Annotated in this window: 5 protein-coding genes and 1 pseudogene; all 6 read left to right on the top strand. The window is 64.2% G+C overall.

From position 1 onward, the window contains the following. Nucleotides 1-1,095 (top strand): leucyl aminopeptidase (locus ACXJKR_RS22325; RefSeq protein ID WP_457324675.1); only part of this gene is annotated, 1,095 nt, incomplete at its 5' end. Continuing rightward, nucleotides 1,096-1,518 (top strand): DNA polymerase III subunit chi, encoded by a 423-nt coding sequence (locus ACXJKR_RS22320; protein WP_056195768.1) that lies wholly within the window; start codon nt 1,096-1,098, stop codon nt 1,516-1,518. 117 nt (nt 1,519-1,635) lie between these two features. Beyond that, the gene (locus ACXJKR_RS22315) at nt 1,636-2,778 is read left to right on the top strand and encodes a branched-chain amino acid ABC transporter substrate-binding protein (protein WP_056195771.1); all 1,143 of its coding nucleotides are present in this window, start codon (nt 1,636-1,638) and stop codon (nt 2,776-2,778) included. A gap of 154 nt (nt 2,779-2,932) precedes the next feature. Then, nucleotides 2,933-3,196, top strand: coding sequence for a hypothetical protein (locus ACXJKR_RS22310; protein ID WP_457324674.1), 264 nt, complete (start codon nt 2,933-2,935; stop codon nt 3,194-3,196). A 270-nt stretch (nt 3,197-3,466) separates the two neighbouring features. Then, nucleotides 3,467-4,849: a TIGR03013 family XrtA/PEP-CTERM system glycosyltransferase gene (locus tag ACXJKR_RS22305; RefSeq protein ID WP_056197181.1), complete on the top strand. Its 1,383-nt coding sequence runs from the start codon at nt 3,467-3,469 to the stop codon at nt 4,847-4,849. A 131-nt stretch (nt 4,850-4,980) separates the two neighbouring features. Beyond that, nucleotides 4,981-5,806 (top strand): annotated as a pseudogene (locus ACXJKR_RS22300) (XrtA/PEP-CTERM system histidine kinase PrsK); the annotation flags it as partial.

Below are 5,806 nucleotides of genomic sequence, written 5' to 3'. Positions count from 1 at the left end.
GCCCTCGCTGCCACGGATGCGGTCTATGTCTACCGCCACACCAAGCCCAGTGCGCCGGCAGCCCCCAAGCTGGCCAGGCTTGCCCTGCTGGTCGGCAAGGCTGACATCAAGACGGCCAAGGCCGGCCTGGCTCGTGGCGAAGCCATTGCCGCCGGCGTCGAACTGGCGCGCGAATGTGCCAACCGCCCGGCCAACTTCGCGACGCCGACCTATCTCGGTGAGGTCGTGCAGGGCCTGGGCAAGGCCCATGGGCTGAAGGTCGAGGTGCTGGACAAGAAGGCCGTCGAGAAACTCGGCATGGGCAGTTTCCTGTCGGTGGCCCAAGGCTCGGATGAGCCGCTGCGCTTCATCGTTGCCCGCTATGACGGCGCGGCCAAGACGGTGGCGCCCGTCGTGCTGGTGGGCAAGGGCATCACCTTCGACACTGGCGGCATCTCGCTCAAGCCCGGTGCCGAGATGGACGAGATGAAGTTCGACATGGGCGGCGCGGCCAGCGTCATCGGCACGCTGCGCGCCATCGCCGAACTCAAGCCCAAGCTCAATCTGGTCATGATCGTCGCTGCCTGCGAGAACATGCCCAGCGGCCGCGCGATCAAGCCGGGCGACGTCGTCACGTCGATGTCCGGCCAGACCATCGAGATCCTGAACACCGACGCCGAAGGCCGCCTCATCCTGTGCGATGCGCTGACCTATGCGGAGCGCTTCAAGCCGGCGGTCGTCGTGGACGTGGCGACGCTGACGGGCGCCTGCGTCATCGCGCTGGGCGGCGTGCGCAGCGGCATGTACGCCAGTGACGACGAACTCGCCGCTTCGCTGACCGCAGCGGGCGACGCGGCCCTCGACCCTTGCTGGCGCATGCCGCTGGACGACGAGTACGCCGAAGGCCTGAAGAGCAACTTCGCCGACGTGCCCAATATCGCCGGCCGCGCGGGCGGCTCGATCACGGCGGCCAAGTTCCTGCAGCGTTTCACCAGCAAGTACCGCTGGGGCCATCTCGACATCGCCGGCACGGCATGGAAGGGCGGCGCTGCCAAGGGCTCGACCGGCCGGCCGGTGGGCCTGTTGACGCACTTCGTGTTGAGTCACGCGAAGTAAGTGACCCTGCAGGTCAGTTTCTACAGCGACGCGGCGGACCCGCTGCACTTTGCCTGCCGCTTGATCCGTCGCGCCCTCGCGTCGGGCAAGCCGGTGGGTGTCTGCGTGGGGGCGGCGCAGGCAACTCGTCTAGACGAGTTGCTGTGGAGCTTCGACGCGGCGGATTTCATCCCGCATCGGCGTTGGGACGGCGCCACGGCACCCGCGCCGGGCGAGGTCCTCTTGGTTGATGACGCGGCGCGTCTGCCACACCGCGGATTGCTGTTGAACCTGCGCGACGGCATGCCTTCGGATGCGCTTGCATTTGAACGCGTGCTGGAGGTCATCGGACAGGCCCCCGAGCGCGTTCAAGCTGGGCGTGCGCGCTATCGCGTCTACCAGCAGTCGGGAGCCAAGCTGGACCACTTTTCCGCGGCGGGTTGACAACGCTGCGTCCACGCTTTCCCGAATGAGAGCCCCCCGGATTTGGGGTATGTTCAATTGGTTGAAAAATCAACGGTTCTCTGTTTGTTCCTCTCTCTTTCAAACTGGAGTTGATCCATGCAAATCAAGTTGAATATCGTGGTGGGTGCAGTCGCAGCACTGCTCAGCGGCGCTGCCATGTCGCAGGACCTGGTCGTCAAGATCGGCCACGTCGCACCGACCAGTGGCGCGATTGCCCACCTGGGCAAGGACAACGAACTGGGTGCCCGCCTCGCCATCGAGGACCTGAACGCCAAGGGCGTCATGATCGGCGGCAAGAAGGCCAAGTTCGAGTTGCTGGCTGAAGACGACGCCGGCGATCCGAAGCAAGGCACCGCCGCTGCGCAAAAGCTGGTCGACTCCAAGGTCAACGGCGTCGTGGGTCACTTGAACTCGGGCACTTCCATCCCGGCCTCCAAGGTCTACAGCGACGCCGGCATTCCGCAGATCTCGCCGTCGGCCACCAACCCCAAGTTCACCCGCAACGGCTACAAGACGACCTTCCGCGTCGTGGCTGACGACGTGCACCTGGGTGGCACGCTGGGCCGCTACGCCGCCAAGGACCTGAAGGGCAAGTCCATTGCCGTCATCGATGACCGCACGGCCTATGGCCAGGGCGTTGCCGACGAGTTCGAAAAGGGTGTCAAGGGCGCGGGCGGGAAGATCGTCGGCCGCGAATTCACCAACGACAAGGCCACGGACTTCACCGCCATCCTGACCTCCCTGAAGGGCAAGAAGCCCGACGTCGTCTTCTTCGGCGGCATGGACGCCGTGGCCGGCCCGATGCTGCGCCAGATGAAGCAGCTTGGCATCGAAGCCAAGTTCATGGGCGGCGACGGCATCTGCTCGGGCGAACTGCCCAAGCTGGCCGCTGGCACGATGGCCGATGGCCAGGTCGTCTGCGCCGAAGCCGGTGGTGTCGAGGGCGAAGCCAAGAAGTCGATGGACGACTTCAAGGCCAAGTTCAAGGCCAAGTTCAACGTCGATGTGCAGATCTACGCGCCGTACGTCTATGACGCCGTCAATGTGATGGCGGCTGCCATGGTCAAGGCCGGTTCGGCTGACCCGGCCAAGTACCTGCCTGTTCTGGCCAAGACGGCCGGCTACAAGGGTGTGACCGGCACCATCGCCTTCGACGAGAAGGGCGACATCAAGAACGGCGCCCTGACGCTGTTCACCTACAAGGGCGGCGCCCGCGAGCAGATYGCGGTCGTGCGCTGATTCGGATTCGCGTCCAGAACGCCCGCCTCGGCGGGCGTTTTTCATGACGAGCCCGCCCTTGGCGGGTTCGTCGCTTTGAGGAGCTCCGAAATGGGATCGATCAGATTCAAGGACGACAAAGGAGTGCTCGTTGCGACAAGCCTTACGGTCGATCGTGAATACTGCCCAGAAAATAAGCGGGGCAATATTTGATTTGCTCGAAAACCGGACCTCGCCGCCGCAAGAGCGCATGAATCGGGTTTCGTCGGATTTCAATGTGACGCCTGTGCGTTTCGCACGTTTTGCAGCGGCTGGCGCCATCCCTGTCATGGTGTTGTCGCCCGCTTTCGGTTCTACTGCGGCCCGTTGTGAAAATGACCGCGGCGGAGACCTCGCGGGCTGCGGCACGACGCGGATTCAAGGGGCAAGCACCCTCTAAACGGGGGGCTTTCAAGCCAGGGGGCCAGAGGCATGATGCCGGCGCGATCAAGGGTTGGTCGGATATGTCCGTTGCGGCGTGTGGCCGAAACGGGCATTCAGAGCCGGCCGGGCGGTCTCCGAGGAGGTCTGCGCAGTCGAGGTTGTCATCGAGGTGGCGATACGGCAGGCGGTCTCCGCGCTAGGGTGAATGGAATATCGATATTGATTCGAATTCCATTGATCGGATTGCAGATGCGGGAACGCCAGTAGTAATGATCGGGGAATGCAAATGATTCGAATATTCAACCATTACCTGCATAAGCAGACCTTGCTTCAGGTCTTCTTCGATCTCGGCCTGATAGTTTTCGCCGTCATTGCGGTTGTGCTCAGCCAAGGTGAGTCGGCGCAGATGGTGCTGCCGTTCGCGGCGTCGCACGGCCTGTCACTGGCCGGTTGCATGTTCGTGATCAATTCGGCTACGGGCTTCTACCAGCATGTGCACAACCGCTCGATCACGGAGTCCTGCGCCCGGGCCCTGTTCGGGCTGCTGTTTGGCCTGCCGCTGGCCTATGCCATCTTCAGCCTGGTGCCTTCGAACACCAGCCACCGCGACATGCTGACCCTGGTTGCCATGAGCGCTGTCGCCGCAGTCATGGTGCATCGTGTCTATGCGGCCCATTCGGGTACTCAGGCACGCATGCGCAGCCGCATCCTGATCTTCGGCACCGGCATTGCGGCGCGCTCCGTCGGCAATACCTTGCGCGCCTCCGATCCGCATGCGCAGATCGTCGGTTTCTACGCCGGCCCCAACGAGGACCAGCCCGAAGTGCCGCGCGCCGAGATCATCAATGACGGCGCCAACCTGACCGAAGCTGCGCTCAAGCACAACGTCGACGAGATCGTCGTGGCCCTCAGCGAGCGCCGCGGCGGCAGCATGCCGTTGCGGCAACTGCTGGATTGCAAGCTGTCCGGCGTGCGCGTGGTGGATATCGCCACCCACTTCGAGAAGACACTGGCCCAGATCAACATCAAGCATGTCAATGCCGGTTGGCTGGTGTTTGGCGACGGCTTCAGCCAGGGCATGCTGCGCGCCGCGATCAAGCGCGTGTGCGACATCGTCTTCGCCGCGCTGATTCTGGCGGTGACCTGGCCCATCATGCTGATCACGGCCCTGGCCATCCGCTTCGAATCGCGTGGGCCGATGCTCTACCGTCAGGAGCGGGTGGGGCTGAATGGTGTGCCCTTCAACGTCATCAAGTTCCGCAGCATGCGCACCGATGCTGAAAAGGACGGCAAGCCGCGTTGGGCCACCAAGAACGACGACCGCGTGACGCGTATTGGTCGCTTCATCCGCAAGGTTCGCATCGACGAACTGCCCCAGCTCTTCAATGTGCTGTGGGGCGAGATGAGCATGGTCGGCCCGCGCCCGGAGCGCCAGTTCTTCGTCGACGAACTCATCAGCAAGATCCCCTATTACGCTGTGCGCCACAGCGTGAAGCCGGGCGTCACGGGTTGGGCCCAGGTGCGCTATGAGTACGGCTCGACCATCGAAGACTCGGTCGAGAAGCTGCAGTACGACCTGTACTACGTCAAGAACCACTCCCTCTTCCTTGATCTGCTGATCATGCTGGAGACGGTGGCCGTGGTGCTGACTGGCAAGGGCGCTCGCTGAGCGCGGCGGCGCTTCGGCGTAAGCGCCGATGCCCGAACGCCAGGGGCATGCTTGAATGATGCATGTCTCTTGTCGCCGATTTGGACTCTGCCCCGGGCGCCATGATTGAGGCGCTGGCTCCCTTCCTCTCCTTGAGCAGCCTTGGCGATCTGATCTGCTGTGCGGCCTACGGGCTGTTCGCGCTCTACTTCGCGCAGCGGCTGCTGCGGGGCAGCATGCCCGTCTCCGTGCTCGCCATGGTGTTCCTGGCGGCGCTGACAGCCAGTTCGATCTGGGCCGGCCTGGCGCTGATGGATGAACTGAGGCATTGGTCCGACCGCTTGCCGACCTGGGTCGTTCCGGGCCTTGACCTGCTGCGCATCAGCTTCTGGTTTGCCTTCATGCTGATGCTGCTCCCGCCACCGCGGCGGGGCGGTGGCCTGGGTTGGTTGCGTCCGCTCGCGGTCGTCGCGGTGCTGGCGCGTCTGGTGTTGCTCCTGGTCGGCGAGAGCGTACCGGCGGAGAGCCTGGCTCGTCCCCAGGCCTTCGCCGCCTTGGGCCTCGCGGTGCTGGGCCTTGTGATGGTCGAGCAGATGCTGCGCAATGCGACCGGCGACGCGCGATGGAATGCCAAGCCGGTCTGCCTGGGCCTGGGTGCCATCTTTGTCTTCGACCTCTTCATCGGGTCGCAGGCCGCGCTGTTCCAGCGTTTTGACGGTGACGCGATCAGCGTTCGCTCGCTGGTCCACGCCGCGGCGGTGCCGCTGCTCTATGTGGCGTCCCGCCGCTACGCCGACTGGCTCGGCAGGCTGCATGTGTCGCGGGCGGCGGTCTTCCATTCGGCGACGCTGCTGCTCGTCGGCATCTACCTGCTGATGGTGGCTGGCGTGGGCTACTACGTGCGCTACACCGGCGGCGAGTGGGGGCGGGCGCTGTCCGTGGCCCTGGTTTTCGTCGCGCTGGTGGCACTGACGCTGC

Source organism: Roseateles sp. P5_E11, assembly GCF_054049355.1.
This window is presented reverse-complemented; position numbering and strand designations above follow the sequence as displayed.